Origin of the sequence: Halolamina sediminis (assembly GCF_001282785.1) — an archaeon.
GTDB classification, from domain to species: Archaea; Halobacteriota; Halobacteria; order Halobacteriales; family Haloferacaceae; genus Halolamina; species Halolamina sediminis.
Genome location: NZ_CVUA01000001.1, coordinates 1,750,288 through 1,771,098 on the forward strand (window position 1 = coordinate 1,750,288; position 20,811 = coordinate 1,771,098).

Annotated in this window: 17 protein-coding genes, 1 tRNA gene and 3 pseudogenes; 6 read left to right on the plus strand and 15 right to left on the minus strand. The window is 64.2% G+C overall.

Annotation, left to right across the window (positions count from 1 at the left end; translation table 11 throughout):
* The first annotated feature begins 5 nt into the window (after positions 1-5).
* Entirely contained in the window at positions 6-2,384 is a 2,379-nt protein-coding gene (locus tag BN1959_RS08740; protein WP_053948294.1) for a heavy metal translocating P-type ATPase, read from the plus strand.
* Between the two features lie 412 nt (positions 2,385-2,796).
* Here BN1959_RS08740 and BN1959_RS14395 read toward each other — a convergent pair.
* The 3 genes and pseudogenes from BN1959_RS14395 to BN1959_RS08750 form a co-directional block, all read right to left on the minus strand.
* Positions 2,797-2,979: pseudogene (locus BN1959_RS14395) on the minus strand (IS6 family transposase); the annotation flags it as partial.
* A 245-nt stretch (positions 2,980-3,224) separates the two neighbouring features.
* Positions 3,225-4,769, minus strand: a complete 1,545-nt coding sequence (locus BN1959_RS08745) for a bacterio-opsin activator domain-containing protein (protein ID WP_053948295.1) — start codon at positions 4,767-4,769, stop codon at positions 3,225-3,227.
* A gap of 42 nt (positions 4,770-4,811) precedes the next feature.
* On the minus strand, positions 4,812-6,038 hold the full coding sequence (locus tag BN1959_RS08750; protein WP_237560315.1) for a sensor histidine kinase: 1,227 nt from the start codon (positions 6,036-6,038) through the stop codon (positions 4,812-4,814).
* 158 nt (positions 6,039-6,196) lie between these two features.
* Here BN1959_RS08750 and BN1959_RS08755 point away from each other — a divergent pair, with 158 nt between their 5' ends.
* The 3 genes from BN1959_RS08755 (at position 6,197) to BN1959_RS08765 (ending at position 9,430) form a co-directional block, all read left to right on the plus strand.
* A complete protein-coding gene (locus BN1959_RS08755; protein ID WP_053948297.1) occupies positions 6,197-6,598 on the plus strand; it encodes a DUF5518 domain-containing protein in 402 nt (133 codons plus the stop codon).
* 176 nt (positions 6,599-6,774) lie between these two features.
* Entirely contained in the window at positions 6,775-8,151 is a 1,377-nt protein-coding gene (locus tag BN1959_RS08760; RefSeq protein ID WP_053948298.1) for a glycosyltransferase, read from the plus strand.
* Positions 8,152-8,305: 154 nt separating this feature from the next.
* The gene (locus BN1959_RS08765; protein WP_161803745.1) at positions 8,306-9,430 is read left to right on the plus strand and encodes a twin-arginine translocation signal domain-containing protein; all 1,125 of its coding nucleotides are present in this window, start codon (positions 8,306-8,308) and stop codon (positions 9,428-9,430) included.
* A gap of 68 nt (positions 9,431-9,498) precedes the next feature.
* Here the strand turns inward: BN1959_RS08765 and BN1959_RS08770 are convergent, their stop codons facing one another.
* From BN1959_RS08770 to BN1959_RS08780, 3 genes are all read right to left on the minus strand, one after another.
* Positions 9,499-10,617 (minus strand): LolA family protein, encoded by a 1,119-nt coding sequence (locus BN1959_RS08770; protein ID WP_154018255.1) that lies wholly within the window; start codon positions 10,615-10,617, stop codon positions 9,499-9,501.
* A 449-nt stretch (positions 10,618-11,066) separates the two neighbouring features.
* Positions 11,067-11,726 (minus strand): AIM24 family protein, encoded by a 660-nt coding sequence (locus tag BN1959_RS08775; RefSeq protein WP_053948301.1) that lies wholly within the window; start codon positions 11,724-11,726, stop codon positions 11,067-11,069.
* Between the two features lie 107 nt (positions 11,727-11,833).
* Complete coding sequence (locus BN1959_RS08780) at positions 11,834-12,412, minus strand: response regulator transcription factor (protein WP_053948302.1); 579 nt, start codon at positions 12,410-12,412, stop codon at positions 11,834-11,836.
* Between the two features lie 157 nt (positions 12,413-12,569).
* Here BN1959_RS08780 and BN1959_RS08785 point away from each other — a divergent pair, with 157 nt between their 5' ends.
* The gene (locus BN1959_RS08785; RefSeq protein WP_053948303.1) at positions 12,570-12,914 is read left to right on the plus strand and encodes an ArsR/SmtB family transcription factor; all 345 of its coding nucleotides are present in this window, start codon (positions 12,570-12,572) and stop codon (positions 12,912-12,914) included.
* A gap of 345 nt (positions 12,915-13,259) precedes the next feature.
* On the opposite strand, the gene BN1959_RS08790 is transcribed toward BN1959_RS08785, so the two are convergent.
* From BN1959_RS08790 to BN1959_RS08810, 8 genes and pseudogenes are all read right to left on the minus strand, one after another.
* Positions 13,260-14,957 (minus strand): ATP-binding protein, encoded by a 1,698-nt coding sequence (locus tag BN1959_RS08790; RefSeq protein WP_053948304.1) that lies wholly within the window; start codon positions 14,955-14,957, stop codon positions 13,260-13,262.
* Between the two features lie 79 nt (positions 14,958-15,036).
* Complete coding sequence (locus BN1959_RS08795) at positions 15,037-15,381, minus strand: hypothetical protein (protein WP_053948305.1); 345 nt, start codon at positions 15,379-15,381, stop codon at positions 15,037-15,039.
* Positions 15,382-15,592: 211 nt separating this feature from the next.
* Positions 15,593-15,676, minus strand: a pseudogene (locus BN1959_RS15530) (DUF7558 family protein); the annotation flags it as partial.
* A gap of 563 nt (positions 15,677-16,239) precedes the next feature.
* Positions 16,240-17,295 carry an outer membrane protein assembly factor BamB family protein gene (locus BN1959_RS08800; RefSeq protein ID WP_053948306.1) on the minus strand — a complete coding sequence of 352 codons (1,056 nt, stop codon included), beginning with the start codon at positions 17,293-17,295 and terminating at the stop codon, positions 16,240-16,242.
* A 93-nt stretch (positions 17,296-17,388) separates the two neighbouring features.
* Positions 17,389-17,745 (minus strand): annotated as a pseudogene (locus BN1959_RS14415) (IS5/IS1182 family transposase); the annotation flags it as partial.
* 139 nt (positions 17,746-17,884) lie between these two features.
* Entirely contained in the window at positions 17,885-18,469 is a 585-nt protein-coding gene (locus BN1959_RS14420) for a type IV pilin (RefSeq protein WP_079978647.1), read from the minus strand.
* Positions 18,470-18,783: 314 nt separating this feature from the next.
* Positions 18,784-18,959: transfer RNA gene (locus tag BN1959_RS14715), tRNA-Trp, on the minus strand.
* A 48-nt stretch (positions 18,960-19,007) separates the two neighbouring features.
* Positions 19,008-19,232, minus strand: a complete 225-nt coding sequence (locus BN1959_RS08810) for a DUF5795 family protein (protein WP_053948308.1) — start codon at positions 19,230-19,232, stop codon at positions 19,008-19,010.
* A gap of 123 nt (positions 19,233-19,355) precedes the next feature.
* On the opposite strand from BN1959_RS08810, the gene BN1959_RS08815 reads away from it, so the two are divergent.
* Complete coding sequence (locus tag BN1959_RS08815) at positions 19,356-19,541, plus strand: DUF5786 family protein (protein ID WP_053948309.1); 186 nt, start codon at positions 19,356-19,358, stop codon at positions 19,539-19,541.
* Between the two features lie 63 nt (positions 19,542-19,604).
* Here BN1959_RS08815 and BN1959_RS08820 read toward each other — a convergent pair whose 3' ends face one another.
* The gene (locus BN1959_RS08820; protein ID WP_053948310.1) at positions 19,605-20,795 is read right to left on the minus strand and encodes an NAD(P)/FAD-dependent oxidoreductase; all 1,191 of its coding nucleotides are present in this window, start codon (positions 20,793-20,795) and stop codon (positions 19,605-19,607) included.
* Positions 20,796-20,811: the final 16 nt, after the last annotated feature.

Here is a 20,811-nt window from a genome sequence, read left to right on the forward strand (position 1 = left end):
TGGCGATGACCGCGACTGAACAGGGGGAGTGTGCGCTCTGTGGCCTGCCGCTCTCTCGCGGTCGTGTCGAGGGCGAGGACGCAGTGTACTGCTGTACGGGCTGTCGGGACGTCCACGACGCGCTCGGCGACGCTGCAGTCGACAGCGGCGACGTGCGCGAGGCGGTCGCCGACGACTCGACGCTCGACGAGGAGCCCCCCGAGGGGTACGAGCGGTCGTACCTCCACGTGAGTGGGATGCACTGTACGACCTGCGAGGCGTTCTTGGAATCCGTCGCGGGGAAGGGGGAGGGGATCCACGGCGCGCAGGCGAGCTACGTCACCGAGACGGTCCGCGTCGACCACGACCCGGCGGTCGTCGACGAGGACGGAGTTCAGGACCGGCTCACGACCGCGGGCTACGTCGCCGACGACCGCGAGGAGGGCACCGCGGGCTCCCACGCCGAGGAGACGCTACTGTGGCGGATCGCGGCGGGCGTGATGCTCGGGATGGCGGTGATGCTCCCCTATTTCGTCTACATCTACCCCGTCCACTTCGGGCTCTACCCGCCGTGGCTGGCCGAGATGGCCGAGGCCCAGCTGCAGGGGGCGACGTACTTCTACGCCGTACTGTTCCTGCTGACCTCGTTGGTGCTGTTCGGCGTCGGGAAACCGATCCTGCGCGGCGCACTCGTGAGCCTGCGGGCCAAGGCGCCGAACATGGACTTGCTGGTGGCGCTGGCGGCGCTCAGCGCGTACGCTTACAGCACGCTCGCGGCCGCACTCGGCCGGATCGACATCTACTACGACGTGACGGTCGCCATCGTCGTGGTCGTCACCGCGGGCAACTACTACGAGTCGTCGATCAAGAAGCGCGCGATGGGGATGCTCTCCGAGCTCGGCGACGAGCAGGTCTCCTCGGCGACCCTGCTCGACGACGGGGAGACGGCGACCGTCGACGTGAGCCGGCTGACCGAGGGCGACCGCGTGCTCGTCCGGACCGGCGACCGAATCCCCGTCGACGGCGTCGTCACCGACGGCGAGGGGACCGTCGACGAGGCGGTCGTCACCGGCGAGTCCCTGCCAGTTTCGAAGGCGCCGGGCGACGAGGTGGTCGGCGGCTCGGTGCTGTCGGACGGCTCGCTCACCGTCGAAGTGGGCGAAGGGGCGACCAGCAGCATCGACCGCGTGACGAACCTGCTGTGGAACCTCCAGAGCGCCAACAGCGGTGTCCAGAAGCTCGCCGACCGGCTGGCGGTGATCTTCGTTCCAGCGGTCGTGCTACTGGCGGCGGTCGCCGGCGTCGGCTACCTCGCCGCCGGGGCCGACCCGACGCGGGCGGTGCTCATCTCGCTGACCGTGCTGCTCGTCTCCTGTCCGTGTGCGCTGGGGCTCGCGACGCCGCTGGCGGTCGCCTCGGGTATCCGCGACGCGATCGAGCGGAACATCGTCGTGTTCGACGAGACGGTGTTCGAGCGGTTCCGCGGCGTCGACACCGTGGTGTTCGACAAGACGGGGACGCTCACCACGGGCGAACTTGAGCTCAAGCGTTCGGACGCCCCCGAGGGGGCCCTCGCCGCCGCCGCCGCACTCGAACGGCGCTCTTCCCACCCCGTCGCGGCCGCGATCGCCGACGCGTTCGCGGGCGACTGGGCTGACGATCCCGTGACGTCGTTCGAGAGCCACACCAACGGCGTCGCGGGCACCGTCGACGGCGCCGATGCCGTGGTCGGCCACCCGGACCTGTTCGAGGAGTACGGTTGGACGGTCGCCGACGACCTTCGCGACCGGGCAGCCGCGGTTCGCTCGAACGGCGACCTCCCGATCCTCGTCGGGCGTGACGGCGAGGCGGAGGGGGTGATCGTCCTCGGCGATCAACCCCGGCCGGGCTGGGAGGAGACCGTCACCGGGCTCGCAGACCGGGGCGTCGACGTCGTGTTGCTCACCGGCGACGAGTCCGAGGCGGCGGCGACGTTCCGCGACCACCCCGCGATCGACCGGGTGTTCGCCGGCGTCCCCCCGGAGGGGAAGGCGGAGACGGTCCGCCGGCTCGGGACCGACCGGACGCTCGCGATGGTCGGCGACGGGACCAATGACGGCCCCGCACTGGCCAGCGCCGACCTCGGGATCGCGCTGGGCAGCGGCACCGCCATCGCGGTCGACGCCGCGGACGTCGCGATCGTCGACGACGACCTCGGCTCGTTGGAGACGGTGTTCGACCTCTCGACGGCGACCGGCCGACGCGTCAAACAGAACATCGGCTGGGCGTTCTGCTACAACGCTATCGCCATCCCGCTCGCGCTGTCGGGCACGCTGAACCCCCTGTTCGCCGCCGTCGCGATGGCTTCGAGCAGTCTTCTGGTCGTGGCGAACTCCTCCCGCCCGCTACTCGAAGCGGGGGAGTGAGCGGGCTCTCGGACGCCGAACCGAACCGTCGGCTCCCGGCCACGGAAGGGGCGGTTCCCCGGCCCCACCGAGCTAGCGGGGCGGTCGTCCGAGCCGGTTCCGCGGGCGAGCCAGTGCAGTCTCCCCGCCTGCCGCCGGCTTACTCTCCCCGTGTGATCCACTCCCTCCGTCCCGACCACGTTTATCCCGACTGTCGCCCGCCTCAGCACGTCCGTCGGAGGCTGTTCGGTCGGTTGGGACGCTGGGTTCGGGGAGCCGGAGGGCGATGGGAATCTATAACTTCTCGTCTGGCACTTTGAGAGATAGTGTATCAGTTTACGCCGGACGAAATAGACCGAGTGCGCGCTGATTACCAAGCGAAGCAGCAGGGCGCCGAGGACGTGGGCAGCAAGCGAGTTGGGAACCTCGCCGAGATCGCTTGATGTGAGCGTTCTACGCCGAACAATCGAAGGATTTCTTTGGTTTCTCGAAGCGAACAACCGGTCGCGTGAAGCCGGACGGCGAACGCCCTAACGGGCATCGCGGTCCGTTCACGCTCCCAACATTCAAGATCCGCTGTTTTCAACGTCTCTCTGAGCAGTTCTTGGTTGCACATAGACACCGAAACCAACGGACTGCTCACTTCTCAAACTGGCTTAACTAGACAGTCCCCGACGTTCGGTCATGTTTGTACGGATTGGTTCTCGAACGACCCTCCCGAAAGAGGTGGGTTCAGCTGGGACTTGCGTTCTGTATCGACAGTGTCGGTGGTCCAGGCGGGTCGTCGAGCAGTTCATCCAGCAACCGTTGCCCGACGGCGACGAATTAGTCCCGGGGTTTCTCCGGGATCGGCTCCGGGAGCTACTGATCCGAATCACGCGTTGCCGGCTTTCTGTCAGTCGACAGGAACGCTTCGATCAGCTTCCGCTGTGCCCGGCGGAGGTGGTACAGCATCGTCGAGCCCGTGATGTCCAGCGTGTCGGCCACCTCCTCGGCGGTACTCCCGCGCGGCGACGTGAAGTAATCCGACAGATAGGCAGTCCGGAGTACCGCCCGCTGTCTGTCTGTCAGGCGATCATCGAGCGCATCGCGGAACGACTCGGCCGACGCGGATCTCCGAGCAGTCTTCGTCTTCGAGACGAGTTCAGTCCCGTCGACGCGAGCGTCGACGGCCTCGACCATTCGGCGAACGTCGCCGTCCGGCGGCGCTGCGGCGACGAGACGGGCGGAATCAGCCGCGTACTCGGCCGTGTTGACCGTTGCGCCCCAGTTGATGAGCACCCGGACCGGTGATTCGCCGACGAGCGTGGCCTGTACCAGCGAGTCCCCCTCCGATCGGACCCACCGCACGTCGGTGACGCGGTCGTCATCGGAGAGCACGTCGTCGATCGCGTCGGGGGCGCCGCCCGCTCGGAGGTAACAAACCACCGCTCCTTCCCCACGTGGGACCACCCCTTCGAGCGATAGCTCGCTGCCCGCCTCACGGGCTGCACGGGTAAACGGCAGCGTCCCGTCGGTGACCGAGAGTGTTACTTGGGTGACCGTGTCAGCGGCAAGCATTCCCTCCTGCCTGATCGCCCGGATGGCGAACCCGGCGACGCTCCCGAGCGTCTCGAGCGCAGCGCGCTCCTGCTGGCTGAACCCGGCTTCGTCTGCCGAGTACACCGAGACGACGCCGTAAACCGACCCCTGGTATGCGAGCGGGACCACGAGAGACGACTGGAGACCGTTACCGAACGCCGCCCGGCGGACGCCCCGAGGGACGCGGTCGTCCGCGGCGAGCGGTGTGACGAGCTGGGTCTCCCCTGTCTCGACGGCCACCTGTTCGGGTAAGCGTGTCTCGCTGCTGAGGCTCTCGCCGATGCGGTCCTGTAGCACCGTCGGGCTCCCCGCGGCAGCGAGAGTCCGCAGGCGCTCGGCTGGGAACTCCCGCTCCCCGACCCACGCGAATCGGTAGAGGTCAGTGCCGCCGAGACGCTCACATACTGTCTCACCCACGTCCACGCGATCGTCGGCGTCGATGACGCGCTGAAGCACATCCGTAACTAACGCGTTGATCCGCTGGACACGGTCGAGGCGCTGCTCCAGCCGCTCGACAGCCCGTTCGGTCTCACGGTGCTCCGTTCGGTCCCGGACGTAGACGACTACGTCCTCGCCGACCCGAACATCGACGGCGAGCCAGCGGTCGATTTCCGGGTAGTACTCGACGAAGGAGCGTTCGCCACTCGGACCGCCGTCGAACGCCGCCCGTAGCGTTCCGGCGGCCGACCGCGGGAAGTGCTCGCGGATGTCGTCGCCCCGACCGAGGTCGATAACGGCCGTTGCGGCATCGTTGACCGCCGTGACCTGACCCTCGGGCGTCGTCTCGATGACCCCGATCGGGGCCTTTCTGAGTGCGTCGTCCATCGTTTTGTAGTCGAACTACGGGTACGTAGAGTGTCGGCGTAGTTAGCCTTCCGCCGGGCGAACCTCGAACCGGGCACCGCCGGCGTCGCTTGCGGTGAGCGAAATAGTCCAGCCGTGTGCCTCCGCGATGCGTTCGACGATCGTCAGCCCCAGCCCGGTTCCGCCTCCCGACCGGTCGGTGGTGTAACCGGGGGCGAACACCCGGTCACGCTCGGCCTCAGGGATACCGACCCCGTCGTCGGCCACGAAGAAGCCGCCGTCGACGCGCCCGACACGGACCTGTGTCGGTGCATCGTGTGTCCTGTTCGCCGGACTGTGCTCGACTGCGTTGCGGAACAGATTTTCGAACAGCCGTTGCAGGCGGTCCGGATCGGCCGCGATCGTGGGGAGATCAGCGGCCAGCGTCAGCGAGGCCCCGGCGGTATCGACGGTCGCCCACGCGTCGGCCGCCACGTCGGCAACGCCGACGTTGTCAGTAAGCTCAATCGCCCCCTCCCGCTGAGAGAGGGTGAGAACGTCTTGAATGATCCGCTCCATCCGCTCGTGGGACGCTCTGATCTGATCGAAGTGCTCCTCGGCCCCCGTTTCGCGGGCCGCACGGAGGTGGGCGTTTGCCACGTCTAGTGGGTTCCGGAGATCGTGGCTGACGATGCTGGCGATACGGTCAACCGCGACGCCGGTCGCGAGTTCCGTCAGCAGGAGGCCTCGTTCGCCGTCGAGGGTTCGGAGCCGGTAATCGGCAGCGTCGCCCGGCACTGCGCCCGCGGCACGGAGTTCGGTGTCGACCGTGTCACCGGCCCTGAGCGCCGAACAAAGCTCCTCGACAGTGCCCTCGTTGACAGCAGTGTCGGATCGCAGCCAGTTCTCTACAGGCGTCCCGGTCGCAACCGGGCTGAACGCCGCTTCGAACGCCTCGTTGACCGCAGCAATCTCTGGCGATCGGTCCGAAATCTCGTACCGGACGAACGGGTCGGGAACCGCGTCGATCGGGAGGCTCGACGCCTCATCCGCCATGGCGATCACCGGCGCTCGGCCGAAATGTGGTCGGTACGACGCTGGCTGTCCGACGAAGTGGGCCGCTCGGCGGGAGTGGACACCGGCGAGCCGTCGTCGGGTGCATACCTCCAGTCTTCCACGGCCGTACATATAGGTCCCCACTCTAACAATACCGACACCCCCGGGAAATCGGGTCGCGGCCGGTCGTGCTGCGTAGGTCTCTACAGGCTGATAAGGCCGAGTGCCTCGGGGGTTGCCCCCAAGGCGGTTCACTGACGAACGAGGCGAGTGCCCGGAAGGTCGACCCCGAAGCGGCTCACGGAAACCGAACGATACCGTTGATCACTCGTGTACGTTCGGGACCGTCGGACACCGTTGCCGGGACTGAAACACCCCACGGCCATTATCATCGCCTCGCGTAAACGTCAAGTATGAACTACATTGCGGCCGATACGTGGCGGTACGCCCTCCTCGGCGGTATCGCGTCGATCCCGCTTTCGGCCGGCCTTTACTGGCTGACGGCGGCGGGCAGTACCTTCTCGCTCAACATGGTGTTCTTCGGCGGTGTCCTCGCGGGTTACTTCGCCGAGATCAGGGCCCCACAGATCGACATCACCGCTGTCGGTATCCGTACCGGACTGGTCGGTGGCCTCCCGGCACTCGTGCTCCTCCTCGAAGCAACGTCCGGGCTCGCCGGCCCGGTCTGGTTTCGTGCGGTGGGCGGACTGCTGTTTGTTGGCACGTTCGTAGTCTTCACGTTCGCCATCGCCGTGGTGGCCGGCGCCTTCGGCGCGGTCGGCGGGAGCTGGCTGGCCGGGAAAACTCGGGGGTGATTCTGCTCCCGGATGGTCTGGGGGTGGCTGTACTGAGTTCCACTAGTCACAGGATCGAGCCCGGACACGGCCATTGATTCGGGTGGGTCTGCATAGTTAGAGAGGACACAGGGAGACGTTCAGGCTGTTAGCCGTCCGATACAGGGAGAAGGGGGCCGATCCTCCGTCTACAACCGATGGCTTCGTCCGTATCAGGAACCCCGTTCCGTATCCGACAACGGCTCTCCAGCTTCCTCGTTCACCTCCGTAGCGTCGTTCCGGACTCGTTCCGGGACGGCTTCGACAGCGCGACGTTCGGCGTGCTCGTTGCCGCGATCGCGGTCGCGGGCTACCTCCAAGGCGCGCTCTCGATGGTCGTCACGCTTCCGGCCGTCCTCGGCGGCGCGAGCGTCGTGGTTTTGCAGGCGGTGATGGCCTGTTTCACCCTTTCCGGGCTCTTCGGGCTCTCGTCAGTGGCGCTGCTCGGCCAGCTGGCGTTCACGTCCGAGAACCAGCGTCCGATGACGGGGCCAACCGTTACTGCGGTAGTCCCCGTCCACGAGGACGCCCCAGTCCTCCACCGGAGCGTCGAGAGCCTGCTGTCGAGCCGCTACGACTCGCTCCGGGTCGTGATCGTCGCCGAACCCGGAGACGACGCCTCGATTCGACGCGCGCGTGAGTACACAGGTGAGGACCGCGTCGACCTGCTGATCAACACCCGCTCCCCCGGTAGTAAAGCCGGTGCGGTGAACTACGCCGCAGCGGTGACTGAGAGCGAACTCCTCGCAGTGTTCGACGCGGACGAACAGGTCGACCGCCGGTTCGTCTCGGCGGCTGTCGCACAGCTCGAGGACTGCGACGTGGTGCAGGGACGGACGATCCCCGACCCGAACGGAGTCGTCGAAACGGTCGCGTACTACGAATCGGTCGTACTCGGCGACCTCAGTCAGCGGCTCCTCACTACGCTCACCGACTTCACCACGGCCGCCAGCCGGACCATCGTGATGCGGCGGGCGGCGTTCGAGACGGTCGGCGGGTACGACCCGTCGAAGCTCACCGAGGACTACGCGTTCGCGTTCGCCTGCTACGAGGCGGGCGTCGACGTGGTCGAGCAGTTCTCCTACGCCTCGACCATCGAGGCAGCCCACACGGCAGCTGACTGGTGGGGGCAGCGAAAGCGTTGGATGACTGGCTACGCGCAGGTGCTCCACAGCCTGGTGATGGGGAGTCTCAGCCCGCAGAACTACCGATCACTGGTGTCGCCAGCCATCTGTGCTGGCTCGGTACTCGGCAACGTGTTCATGCTCTCGCTGGTCTCGAAGATGGCAGTACTCGTCGTCAACGGTGCCGCCAAGTGGACGCTGCTGCCGGCAGCGACGCTCGTCGGTGCGGCGCTAGCGCTCAGGGCCTACGACGCCAATGCTGGTCGCCTCGAACGAGTCGGGATCGGCTACCTGTTCGTGCCGGCCGTCCTGCCGATGTACAGCCTCGCCGGCATCAAAGCTGTCGTCGAGTACGTTCTCAGCTGGGACGGCGAGTGGTACAGCGTCGCGAAGGGACAGGAATCGGGATGACCATCCTGGGGACGTGAAGGCGCCACGGGCCAACGAGATTGGTGAACCACCTCGGGGCGTTCGGCTCGACTGCTCCTAAATGCCTTTCCCCGCGTTCGGATCTCGAAACAGCGACTGGGCGATGAAGGGGAAAGCGACGGTAGAACGTACTTGGATGGCCCACAACGTATCCAGACGACGGTTCCTCGGTACACTCGGCGTGATCGGAGGCGCCGCAGGCGCCGGCTGCATCGGTGCTCCCACAGAGGACGAGAGCACACAGACAGAGGCGACAGACGACGAGACGGTGACTGACGAGCCGAGAGCCTCCCCGACGGTTTCCGGGCCGAGCGGGACTCCCGAGTCGCTCCTCCGTCAGTACGTCGAATCAACCGTGGCGGCGTCGGACCCCGCCGTCGTCGGGGCGTACTTCCACCCGATACATCCGTTCCACCCCGAGAACATCGACCCCGAAACGGCGGGACCGTGGCTGCTCCGGGACGAACCGGTGTCACAAGTCGCGGTCGAAACGATGGACCGGGAGGTGACGACCGATCTCGTCCGGACATCACCGTTCCTGCAGGGGGACAGAGCCGACAGCGAGACGATCGAGGACGCGCTCACCGGCGAAGAGGCCGCCGTCGTCGAGGTGACGATCACCGATTCGAGTGGTGACACGAGCGAGTTCAGCGCGGTTACGGTGACCCACGACGGGAACTGGGTGATCCTGACCCAGGGGGTCCGGATCGAGGCGGACGTCTCCGACCCCGGCCCGTTCGACGTACGTGTCGTCGACAAGGTCACGTTCAACACCGATGAGGACCGCGCTCGCGTCCACTTCGTCGAATCACCGGTCGCCGATCGCGTGACTGCGAAGGCGGCGAACGCGACCTCCTCCCGGTCGTCGTCGACACCGGGAGTCATCACGTACTTCGACGTGAATCTGGATCCGACGGGTGACGAACTGGTGGTCACCGCAACCGTCGACGGCGAGACCCGGACGATCCATCGCGAACAGTACCCCGAGTCGGCGCGGGTCGTCGAGGGGATCACCTACGACGACGATCCTGACTCGGACCTGTTCGACGCCACAGCTCGGGTCTCGTTCACCGGCAACCAATCGGGTGACCGACTCACCGTCTCCTCGACGGTGCATGGTGGTGAGACGATGACCGAACCGGCCGAGAACGCGACGTACAGCGTCGTCGGCATCGACCCGGGAGGCGACGAAGTGGTCGTCACACTGACCAACGATGGGACGACGGCGGAAGTTCACCGGGAGCGGTACCACCAGTCGTAGGCGACGAGAGCGACGTCGGACCGCGGCGTACGCTTCCGGTTCGCAAAAAAAAAAGGTATCGAACCGCGCTACCCGTCGATGACCGACACCCCGACATCTACGGCGGTCTCGTTCCGTACATCGCCGTAGATCGTGTACCGTTGGTCGGCCTCGATACTGAGCAGGCTGAACTCGTCGCTCGTGTAGAGATAGCCCGTGATCCCGCCGACTTCGACGGCCTCGTACATCTCCGACTCCTCGTAGTCGAAGTTCCCGGTCGACTCGGCCTGCGTGCTGACAGTGATCGTCCGATTGCCGTCGCTGTAGCCCAGCGTGACGCCGTAGTAGTTCTCGCCGTCGATCGTCGTGCCGTGGTCGTAACTGAACCCGTCGCCGATCTCAGCGTCCGGGACTGAAACGTTCGCGGCCGCTGCGAGTTCGTCGTAGGTGTCGAACTCCGTAATCTCCGGGCCGACGGCCGCCGTCGGATCCGTTGCGTCATCGGGCACGTCGAGGTCGAACGTCCCGTCCGGGATCTCCTCGTTCAGCGTGACGTTCTCGTACGTCACCGTCGAACTGTGGTTGTACTCCTCACTTCGTGTCTGACTGTCCGTCCGGACCGGGAAGTACGTCTCCGTGTCGAGATACACAGTCGTCTCCGTCTCGACGTCGGCGTCGCGCTGGAACTGCTCTTCCGGAGTCACGTCCAGCGCGTAGGTCTCCTGTCCGTCGACGGTTTCGATGCCGAGGTATTCGTAGTCGACCATGGACTCGTTCGCCAGCGACTCGATTCGGGGGAGGAGGGTTCCCGACTGGACTTCGTACTCCGAGACAGTGTTCTCCTCGGAGTCGTACGTGATCACCGCGCTGTCGTTTCGTACTGTCGTGACCGAATCGCTTCCGATCGAGGCGTTCACCGTCTCGGTCCGCTTCAGGAACGACTCGAGGTCCGCGTCGACGCGGACGGTGTTCGTAGAGGTCTGATTGTTGAACGTGAGCTCGGCGGTGCGGGTGAACTGGACGGTTTCGAGGGTCGATACCTGCTCGAGGAACGCGTCGATTACCTCCTCACCGTCGGCTGTTTCTCCGGCCTGTGCGTCCGTCATGGAGGGCGAACCGGCGAACGCGACGCCCACGGCACCACTGGTCAGCAGCATCGCTGCAGTGAGTACCGCAACCACCGTTTGCCGGCCTCTGCTCGGGGACATAGCGACCGGTTCTACACCCCCCACTTGGATAGGCCTACAGACGGCTATCGTCCCCAGCAACGCGAACCCGGGTTTTAACACCGATCGCCGAAGCGGCTACGGCCCCGCCTCGCGGTTCCGAGACGATCCCCGCCGCGTCGCCACGGCCGACGGATCTCGAAGCTCGTCGGAGTACGTTCCGCGGGGTACGTCGCTCTCGCGAGATCGCATCGGCTGACTGCCAATCCGACGGGGAAACAACCCATCCGCGCGTTCGAGCGCGGGACGGTTCCGACGGTCCGCCGCAAAGAGTCGGTCGTCAGTTTCGGTATCCGAGCATCTGAGCACTCACGAGGCTATCCTGAACCGGGAACGGGTCTACAGATAAGCAAGGCGAGTGCCACGGGGCTTGACCCCAAGGCGGTTCAGCGAATCGGTCCGGCGGAGCGAGTGGTGGCTACGTATCGTCGTTACGTTTGTCCGCCCTCCTCGTAGGGTTGGACGATTACGAACCCCTCGGAGTCGCCGAACTCCATCTGTACCCGCTCGCCGGACTGCTGGCCGATCTCGATGGCCTTGTTCGTCCCGATCGACGGTGAGAGGTTGGCGCTCCAGGCCACGGTCGAATCGGGGTCGGTCGTGACTGGCGGCCTCATCACGACGGGGTCGCCGTGGGTTGTGATGGCCACGTCGCCGGGGCCGGTGAGGAACACGTTCGTCAGCCCGCCCGCAGCGGCTTGGGAGAGGCCGCCGACGGTACCGATCTCGTAATCGATACCCTCCTCGAAGGCGAGCACATCGGTCCCGTTGACTGAGATCGACTCGTCGGCGTCCAACGAGAGGATCTGTACCTTCTTGCCCTGATCGGCGACGTACAGCGTCCCCGATCCTTCGGCCTCCATGATCGGTGTCCCCTCGCCGCTGACGGCGTCCTTGACGAAGCCAGCGAGACCGCCCTCGGCGGAGGATTTGCCGGTGAACGTCACGTTCCCGGTGTAGGCGATCATCGAGCCGGCTTTTACCATCGTGATTCCGTCGAAGGGGATCTCTAACAACCGTTTGTTGACTTTTCGGAAACTGTCACCGCTCGATTCGGGAGCATTGGCGTCGACGAACTCGTCGAGTTGCATTGGACACTCGTACGTAAGTTCAGTCGGAAAAAGCTCTATCTCCCTGTTTCCGTTCGTGCAACACGGCACCCACAACACGAAAGTGAGGCGCAGAGCAACAGTTCGTGTTACCTTCCATCACGGTCGACGCTCTCGAACTTCGCGAGCAGCGTGTCATCGTCGAGCAACCGCTGTGCCCGCCGTTCGAGGCGGGTCGCCCGCTCGCGGACCGCCTCGAACTGCTCGTGGTTCTCGCGTTGTTCGGGGCTCGTTTGGGCGGTCAACACCGTCTGTGTCGACTTCGCGCCGAAGTACTTCCCGAGAGTCTCGTAGGCGAGAATCTGCCGCTGCTGATCGACGACCGACCGAACGTCCTCACGATCAATCGGCTTACACAGGTAATCGTCGAACGGTAATTCCAACACGTCGAACTCCGGGTCGATCGCAGTCACCATCACGACACGGCCCTCGAACCCGCGCTCGGCGAGTCGAGTGAGCACCTCGTCGCCCGAGACGTCCGGCATGTGCCGATCCAGGAGGAGGATGTCGACAGGCCGGTTTTCGATGACTGAGAACGCCTCCTGCCCACCGTAGGCAGTATCCACCGTACACTCGCCACGGAGTCGGAGCGCGTAGGCGTCGGCGACTTCCTTCTCGTCGTCAACAACGAGAACCCTCGGATCCTGATTGGTGTCGGTGTCCGCCATGGCGGGGAATCGTAGCCCTGAGTTGCTCCCGGAGCATCATAACTGGTTCCGTTCGGCGCGTCGGGGCACCGCAGTCTGCATGGTTAGACACTGAATCGGGCGGGCGTTCCGATACTGAGCACGTCCTGCAAAGGGGTATCCGCCACACTGCAGTTGTATGGCTGCACGCCTCCAACCGAGTCACGATCGCGACGAAGAGATGGAATCCCGACCGTCGACGGCGGAGCTGCTTGACCTGTTCGGGGACGAGTACACGCGTCGGGTGTTCGAGGCAGTCTCGGAACGGCCGCGCGGCGGGCGTGCCGTCGCCGAAGAAGCGGGAGTGTCCCGAGCGACCGCCTACCGTCGGCTCAACGACCTCCAGGACGCCGGACTCGTCAGGAGCGAACAGCGGATCGCTCTCGACGGCCACCATCGTGAACAGTTCGCCGCCACCGCCCGCCACCTCTCGGTTTCGATCGAGGACGGCGATATCGAAGCGTCGATCAGTTTCACTCGGTAGCGTCCCGATCGTACGGTTCCCGTCTGCCCTTCGGCGAAGATGTGATACGCAGTTCCGTTGTACCCGACGAGCCACGTCTCGTGGCGAACAGTTCGCTGCGGTCACTCCGAGTCGCGGACACGTTCTCCAGCATGGTCGTCATGACGGAGTGTTCGTCGCATCCCGGCTCAGCGGTCATCGACTTCTCGTCAGGGGTCTCTACTGCCGTCCCTACTCCATATCGAGGACGACGGATGGGTTAAGCACTGCCGGTGAGGGGGACCGAGAGGAGGACAGCCCCGCTCGTGAGGACGTTGCGGCGTCGCATATCAGCCTCCACCAACGCACCGGTGAATGTTTTCCGCATCATCCGTCTCCCTCGGTCGTCCCGGTGCCGTCGGACTCGTCGTCCGACGAGTTCGAGATCGAAGACGTACCAGCGCCGTGGAACGAGACGACGACGACGGTTCCGTCGGCGTCGGCGCGCTCGAACTCGAGTTCTGCACCGAGTTGATTGACTGCCCAGTTAACGAACCAGAGGCCGACACCGAGCCCGTGTTCGAGTTGAGTTTCGCCCGACCCGGTCAACAGTTCGCGTTCGCGATCGGGGATGCCCGGGCCGTCATCGGTGACACGGAGTCTCGGCGTGCCGTCGGCAGTCCTGTCCACGTCGATCTCGACCCGAGCGGGGTCGCTCGAGTGGACGATCCCGTTCTCGACGAGTTCGGTCACGAGCCGGCGGACGACCGTGGGTTGGGAGGCGATACAGAGGTGGTCCGGCCCCTGGACCGAGACGCTGTCCTCGGGGTACTCCTCACGGGCGGTCGTGGCGACTTCACGGGCAACGGACACGAGGTCGACCGGTGATGGTGAATCGCTGCTGTCGGTCATCAACGCCTCGGCATCGCGAGCTTTCCGGCTGGTCGACGCCAGATCGGCCGCACTCTCTCGAATCGCCCTGCGATGGGTCCCCTCGGCGATGTGATCGGCGTGAGCGAGGATCACGTCGAGCTTGTTCCGGAGGTTGTGTCTGAGCACGCGATTGAGAACGGAGAGCCGTTGCTCGCGGGTCTGCTGATCGGTCACGTCTCGGAGCACCACGGCTCTAGCGACCGGGTCGCCCCCCTCGTCACCCTCGACGGCGGAGACGGTGAACTGGAACTGCCGGTACCCCTTCGCAGTTCGGAGGGCGGTCACCCCGGTCGATCCGGGGGACAGGTCAGCGCCGTCGATACCGTCGACGATCGACGCCACAGGCGTGTCGATCATGGCCCGCGTGGATCGGTTGAACAGTTCTTCGGCGGTCACGTTCGCGTCGAGGACGTGACCATCCCAGTCGACGACGATGACGGCCTCCTGCAGCGCTTCGACGACTCGTGACCGGGCGACGTAGTCCGCCTTCGGGAACCCTGTCAGTACGGGATACTGCCGGAGCGCGAACAAAAGCAATACGCCGGAGAGGAGCAGGCCGGCCGTCACGCCGTCGACGATGTGATTACCGTCGCGCCACGTCCCGACGACGTACGGCGCCGAGACGGCCCCGACCTGGACCAGCAGCTGCCCTTTCGAGATGCGCGCGTGGTTCCAGCCGTATCTGAGAAAGACGAATCCCGCATAGACGTACACCACGAACAACAGCATCAGTTCAGTCCCGGCGAGTGACGCCAGGGAGCGCTGAACCTCCTCCATAGAGGGATCACCGTTGAACGTGATCGCCGCGCCGACGAGGGGGAGCGCGAGGAGAACGAACATCGCGATCCGCGGACGTGTCAGTCCAGTACCGCGGCCGGTGTAGCCGAGTACGTAGACCAGCCAGACCGCGGGGATGAAGACGATCGGTAGGACCTGTACGATCGCGGCCCTTCCCGAGCCGACGGACCAGGCGTGTGGAAGCTCGGAGACCAACGACAGGAGGGCCCACAGCAGGAGCCCACCGGTCAGAGCGACGAATGGGGCCGCGTTCGGCCGGGTCCGGTCATCAACGGCCCGCCACGTTGCCCACGCCAACAGTGCGACGGCAACGACGTCGGCGGCGATCGAGGCCGAAAGCACGAGGATCCTCATCGTTGTGGCTGTATGATCTGACAGTCTCGGCGCATCCGTAATGAGAGCGGTGATCGGTCACACTCGTGTCGAGAGGAGCTCACGGGGAGGCTCCTCCCCGAAGCTGACGGAACGCGTCGCCAACGACGGTGATGGAGACAACGTTGAACGCCGATATGACTACGAGGCTTACTACCTGTGCTGCTGCGAGATCGATCAGCGAAAGCAGCCCGATGCCGGCGTTCACGACCCCGAGCGCAACGATGGCGGCGAGGCCGATCGAAAGGCCGTGTAACTCCTCCTGAAGAGTCGACTGGAGGACAGTGTTGAACGCGATGAGGACGGCTGCCTGTGCGAGCAGTACGGGAACGAACACAGCCACGCCGGAACGGGACAGCGAGTTCCTGATACCTCGTCCGACCGAGCGACTGGTAGAGAACGACATACCGATGCTTCCTGCCAGGTGGCGTTTAACCATTGGAGGCCTGTTTCAGGGTTAGAGACATGGACTGTTTCAGGTAGGGAAACGCTACACTCCAATACTTCCCTGCTGCACGCCGAGTTGCACCTGCCCGTCGTCGCGAACGACGGGTCGCAGTCCACCGGCCCCTCCCCCTCGGCCCTCCCCCCTCGCCCGAACCGTCCGGTCGGTCGTCCCAGTACGTCGCGACCCCCCGTGGGCGACAGCGTTCGCACAGCTGCAACTGGCCTTGAAGATGCCCGAGTTCGACCCGGAATCGTACCTCCAGGCCACTGGAAGGCTACTCACAGAATACCCAGAACGTGGCCGCCTTGAATCGAGCCCGCGAGCCGGACCTACCAGTCCACCCGGGTCAGGATATCGAGTACGTGGTCGTCGACGACGAGAAATCCGGACATGCCCGGGGGTGGAGAGTTGAGGTGAAAGAATCTAACGTCGCTACCCACGTTTCTGCTGTTCGTTCAACCAATTCTTCGCGAGCTCGTTGAAGTCGACGTCGTCGAACCGGGAGACAGCTTCGAGGACGTCGGTAGCCGTCGACGGCTCGACGCGGAGCCCGAACGTGTAGGCCTCGCCGCCGACGGAGCCAGACAGACTTGCGTGCGCGGATGATGCTCAGCATGTCGAGCTCGAGTAAGCGATCACGCATCCGACGGTGGCAAGTTGGTCGGCATCGTGTGGTCTGACAGCGAGTTATACACGTCATAGACATCGCGAGTCCGGATCCCGGAATGCCCCCCGAGTTCGAGGATCGTCACGGCAGCCAGTGCGAGGTGCCCCTGTGTCGTAAGTTGTTCTATCCCCTCGATGATGAGCTCGCGCTCAGCTTCGCTCAACGGCCACGAGCCGCTCGTTGTTCGACGCGTAGACGAACTCGTCTCCCACGGCGACCGATCCAACGGTACTGTCCGTGTCGACCGTCCACTTCGTTTCCCCGGTAAGCGAGAACGCGTACAGGGTATTGTCGTTCGAGCCGGCGTACACGGTCCCGTCGTCGACCACCGGCTCGTACACGCTCCGATTGTCGGCGGTGAACGACCACCGCTCGGATCCGTCCTGCCGGCTTCGGGAGACTAGCCGTCCGCTGTCACGGCCGTTACAGCCGAGGTAGATCGCGTCCGTGTCGACGACGGGACGCGTCCCGCGTTTCAGTGACGGCGTCTCGACGTTCCACAGTATGGCTCCGTCCTCGATATCCAGCGCGAGCAATCGTCCCTCACGACCCGGGACCGGCGCGGTTGCCACGTAGACGACTCCATCGGCGATCGTCGGACTCCGAGTTTCGGTCTCGGTCCGATATGTCCACCGTTGCTCGCCGTCGGTGTCGAACGCGGTGACGACGCCGTCGGCTCGGTTCGTGAAGACGACGACATCCTCCGTGGCTGCCAGTCTGGTGAGGCGTTCGCCATCCGTGGGCACGCGCCATTCTATATCTCCCCCGTCGGCGTCGATGGCGAGCAAGTCGTCGCCGTTCGCGTACACCCGCCCCCCGTTGACGGTTACGCCCGATCTGAGCGGAGAGTCGACTGACCATACCTGCTCCCCGTCCGACCGACGAAGGGCACGGAGTCCGTCGCACGCCGAGACGTAGACCCGACGATCGTCGACGGCGAGTTCACTGCGGAGACAGAGACGTTCGTCGAAGTTGTCTTCTTCGTAGGCGACCGTCCACTGGTCGCTTCCATCGGTCGGCGACAGTGCATAGAGTGTCAGCCGATCGAGGATGTAGATCGTTCCGTCGTTGAGAAGGGGCGTCCCAGAGACCTGTCGCTGCCATTCGACGCGATCACTGGCCGGGCCTGACTGGCCGATACACCCGGCACCGAGACCGACAAGGAGGGTACCGACGGACTGGAGGGTAACTCTACGGGAGACCATACACCATCGAGATACCGACCAACAAAGTATTTTAACCAATAGATCCACCTGTTGCTGTTGTATCTGCCGTGTTGGATAGGTGCTAAGTCACCGTTAGAGTGGTTCACAGAGCGGTTCTATGTTGGAGATGGCGAATATGAGAGCGATTTCATGGAACTGTCGATACCAGCCGAGCGAGCGCTTCGTTGTCGAATACGATGTTTCGGGTATCCAGCGCTGAGAGTAGCTTTTTGTCCGGATGAACGCGTTATGTCCTAGCGTCAGCGGTTTCGATCCATGCTGTAAGTTGAGTGGATCGACACCGAGGGCGTAGAACTCGTATTTCGTGATCTAGCTGTGGAAGGCTTTGTCGGCAGCCACTCATAGCAGGTCGTCCGCGTTCCGGCGGACGACCTACGGCCCGGTCTTCGTATTGTGTTTCCACCGGGCCGAGATATGTACGTCGAGGACGAGGGTGTCATAGAACGATTCGCACGGCGTTTCTTTCGCTGCAACCGAGGTGAACTATCCATTCACTACACCGGCTTATTTATCGGAGTGTGAAGTCACTAGTTCCTTATCAAGGCAGTTGTGTGCGATCCTATTCCAGTTACGGTCTAAACACCTTTTCAAACAGTATCGCGTTTGACTCTGTATGAATAATCGTAATTTCGAGTTCATCAGCGTCTGGGCCTGTCCTGCCGGGTTGGCTCCGGAAGTCGGCTTCACCAACATTTATTTCGAATTGAACCGTTTCACCGACGTCCCAGACGTTGTCGTCAGTCGGGTAATCTTCTATAATCACTTGGTTCGGATCTGCGGGACCGGCATCTCCGTATCCCTTGCTAATTAAGCCATTATCGTTGTGTAAGTTTTCTTCGTCGATATCGCTGCCATCTGCCGGTAGATTGATCAGCCGTTCCGTAGTGTCCACGTCAGGACCAGAGGCTCTAACGGCTATCTCGATGTTTTCAACCATTACGCTGTCCCCAGCAAGGTGGGTCACCCGAACTTCTTGATCGTCCGCTCCTGGAATAAAATCGCCACTCGTCTGCGCAACTGTCGGAGCTGGTTCATTGAGATCTTCTGTGATGCTAAGAACGGCAGCAGAAACAGTTGCACTGAGAATAACGACAACTGCAACCATCAAAACAACTGCAATGACTGAAGAAACAGCACGGCGCTGCTGAGTCATGTATTTAACTATATTCTACCAACATAAGTAACTTCGCGGATCCCTTTTGAGTATAAATGTCGTATGTTGTATGATTATCAGGACTTTTCTTTCGGATGGTAGAATCCTTGACGGTCAATATAGACAACCGTACTTAGGGACTGGTGTCCGAAAACAGTCAACAGAATTAGTACCTACACTCAGCATCATCAGACAAAACCCTGTACTGGTACAGGATACCATTCAGGTATCGACTGAAATATATCGGCGCATTGAGGGAGGGTAGTTAAGGTAGGGCCTCTCTACTGCCAATTATTGTGCAGTACGGAAAGAAATGGGGACGGAGGGATTTGAACCCCCGATCGACTGATATCTCCGGTGCGCCTCGGTCCTCCAGAGGGTCGTCGTCGCCGGCGATGATCAGTCGCCGACTCGGTATATCAGTCTGGAGTTCGTCACCGGGCGCGTGGCCTCTGGAGTCAGTCGCCATCCCGGGCTTGGCCACGTCCCCTTGCACTCCTCGCTACATCCGTTCCGTGTAAAGGGATTTCGATCCGATTCAGTCCCGGTCGACTTCCGCCCAGTCGCACTCCTGGCACTTGTAGGCGGTAACGAACTCCGTCACGCTGGGCATGTAGCCGACGCTGATCACGTCGCCGCCACAGTCCGGGCAGTCCCGGTCGGCGTCCTCGATCGGTTCGGCCTCCAGCACGTCGTCGCCCTCGACCTGTTCGGCCAGCGATTCCGGCGTCACCATCCGTCCCTGCACGACACGGTTGCTCATGTCCCACCCCTCGGCCCCCGGGCCCGTAAGCCCTGTCGGTCCGCCGCGGGCGCGGCGCGAGAACCACCCTCACGGGACCGACAGGTCCACAGGGTTTTTGCGCTCGGCCCCGTCGGCTCGGGTATGGGATTTGGATCGTACGACGAGTCTGAGCAGGAGAACCAGAACCAGGACACCAACGATCAGGCCGAGGGCGTCGACATCGACGGCGGCGAGGAGGGCGACCTCTCCTTCGAGTCCACCGAGTCGACCGACGAACTGGTCGGCAAGCTCGACGAGATGCGCGACGACGACGAAGACGACGAGTAGGCCCGTGACCCCCGCGTCACGAGCCCCCGTTCGTTCTTGATCGAACGACCGAACAGCCTCGGCTCAGAGCCGTTCGAGTAGCTCCGCGAACTCCTCGACGTCGTCCATCTCCTTTCGTAGCACGCCCAGCGCACGCCGGAGCGAGCCGTGCTCCGCGAGATAGGTGACTCCCACCGCCGACTTGAGCGCGTTGGCGGTGCCGCCGGTCACGACCGTCGGTCCGAGCTGTGCCACCGCGTCGTCACCGACCGAGATCAGCCAGCCCGGGCTCTCCCAGTGCCACTGCTGAACGTCCACGAACCCGCCGTCGGCCGTCGCCGCGGCGACGACGTTCCGCGCGACCGTCTCCGCGGCTCGCACGGCCGCGGAGGCGCTTGCGGGCACCGGCTCGCCGTCGGCGTCGACGATCCGCACCGCATCCCCCAGCGCGAACGTCCGCTCGTCGAGGCGGAGATCGCCGCGGACCTGCGGGCGATCGCCGGCCATGGCCTCGTTCCCGCGGATGCCGCCGGTCCAGACGAACTGGTCGTAGGCGATCGTTCCCCTCTCGGTCGTGATCGTCGCGTCGTCCGCCGCAGTCACGGTGGTCCCCGTCCGCACGTCCACCCCCTGCTCGTCGAGGAGGTCGCGGGTCGCCCGCTGGAACTGCTCGGGGAAGCCGGGCGCGACGGTCGCCTCCTGTTCGAGCAGGACGATCTCGACGCTGTCAGCCACGTCGCGCTCGCGAGCCATCGCGGCCAGTTCGCCCGCGACCTGCACGCCGGAGAGGCCGGCGCCGCCGACGACGACCGTCCCGGTCCGCTCGGTGTCGGTCGCCGGGTCGTCGTGGCCCAGTTGGTCGACCACCGCCTCGAACTCCCGGCGAATCGTCGCGGCGTGTTCCAGCCGTTTGAGCGGTGTCGCGTGCTCTTCGACGCCCGGGATGCCGTAGAACGCCGTGTCGGCCCCGAGCGCGACCACACAGTAGTCGTAGCCGAGTTCGTCGCCGCCGGCCAGCGAGACGGTCCGACCCTCGCGGTCCACATCGGTAACTTCCCCCTCCCGCAGCGTCGCTCGATCGAGAATCTCCCCCAGCGGCACCGAGATGTCGTCGACGTAGTCGGGCTCCCGGACCGCCCGGTGGAGCTCGTGCTGGACCAGATGGTTCCCCGTGTCGTCGACCAGCGTGAGCGTCGCCGACGCCGGGAGCCGCCGCTCCAGTTTTCGTGTCACCGTGAGGCCGGCGTAACCGCCACCGAGCACTAGAACGTCCATGGTCGGTGTTGGGTCC

Coding starts and splice junctions, on each gene's coding strand:
- BN1959_RS08740 (WP_053948294.1), top strand. CDS start 6: ATGACCGCGACTGAACAGGGGGAGTGTGCGCTCTGTGGCCTGCCGCTC.
- BN1959_RS08745 (WP_053948295.1), bottom strand. CDS start 4,769: ATGGACGACGCACTCAGAAAGGCCCCGATCGGGGTCATCGAGACGACG.
- BN1959_RS08755 (WP_053948297.1), top strand. CDS start 6,197: ATGAACTACATTGCGGCCGATACGTGGCGGTACGCCCTCCTCGGCGGT.
- BN1959_RS08760 (WP_053948298.1), top strand. CDS start 6,775: ATGGCTTCGTCCGTATCAGGAACCCCGTTCCGTATCCGACAACGGCTC.
- BN1959_RS08765 (WP_161803745.1), top strand. CDS start 8,306: ATGGCCCACAACGTATCCAGACGACGGTTCCTCGGTACACTCGGCGTG.
- BN1959_RS08770 (WP_154018255.1), bottom strand. CDS start 10,617: ATGTCCCCGAGCAGAGGCCGGCAAACGGTGGTTGCGGTACTCACTGCA.
- BN1959_RS08775 (WP_053948301.1), bottom strand. CDS start 11,726: ATGCAACTCGACGAGTTCGTCGACGCCAATGCTCCCGAATCGAGCGGT.
- BN1959_RS08780 (WP_053948302.1), bottom strand. CDS start 12,412: ATGGCGGACACCGACACCAATCAGGATCCGAGGGTTCTCGTTGTTGAC.
- BN1959_RS08785 (WP_053948303.1), top strand. CDS start 12,570: ATGGCTGCACGCCTCCAACCGAGTCACGATCGCGACGAAGAGATGGAA.
- BN1959_RS08790 (WP_053948304.1), bottom strand. CDS start 14,957: ATGAGGATCCTCGTGCTTTCGGCCTCGATCGCCGCCGACGTCGTTGCC.
- BN1959_RS08795 (WP_053948305.1), bottom strand. CDS start 15,381: ATGTCGTTCTCTACCAGTCGCTCGGTCGGACGAGGTATCAGGAACTCG.
- BN1959_RS08800 (WP_053948306.1), bottom strand. CDS start 17,295: ATGGTCTCCCGTAGAGTTACCCTCCAGTCCGTCGGTACCCTCCTTGTC.
- BN1959_RS14420 (WP_079978647.1), bottom strand. CDS start 18,469: ATGACTCAGCAGCGCCGTGCTGTTTCTTCAGTCATTGCAGTTGTTTTG.
- BN1959_RS08810 (WP_053948308.1), bottom strand. CDS start 19,232: ATGAGCAACCGTGTCGTGCAGGGACGGATGGTGACGCCGGAATCGCTG.
- BN1959_RS08815 (WP_053948309.1), top strand. CDS start 19,356: ATGGGATTTGGATCGTACGACGAGTCTGAGCAGGAGAACCAGAACCAG.
- BN1959_RS08820 (WP_053948310.1), bottom strand. CDS start 20,795: ATGGACGTTCTAGTGCTCGGTGGCGGTTACGCCGGCCTCACGGTGACA.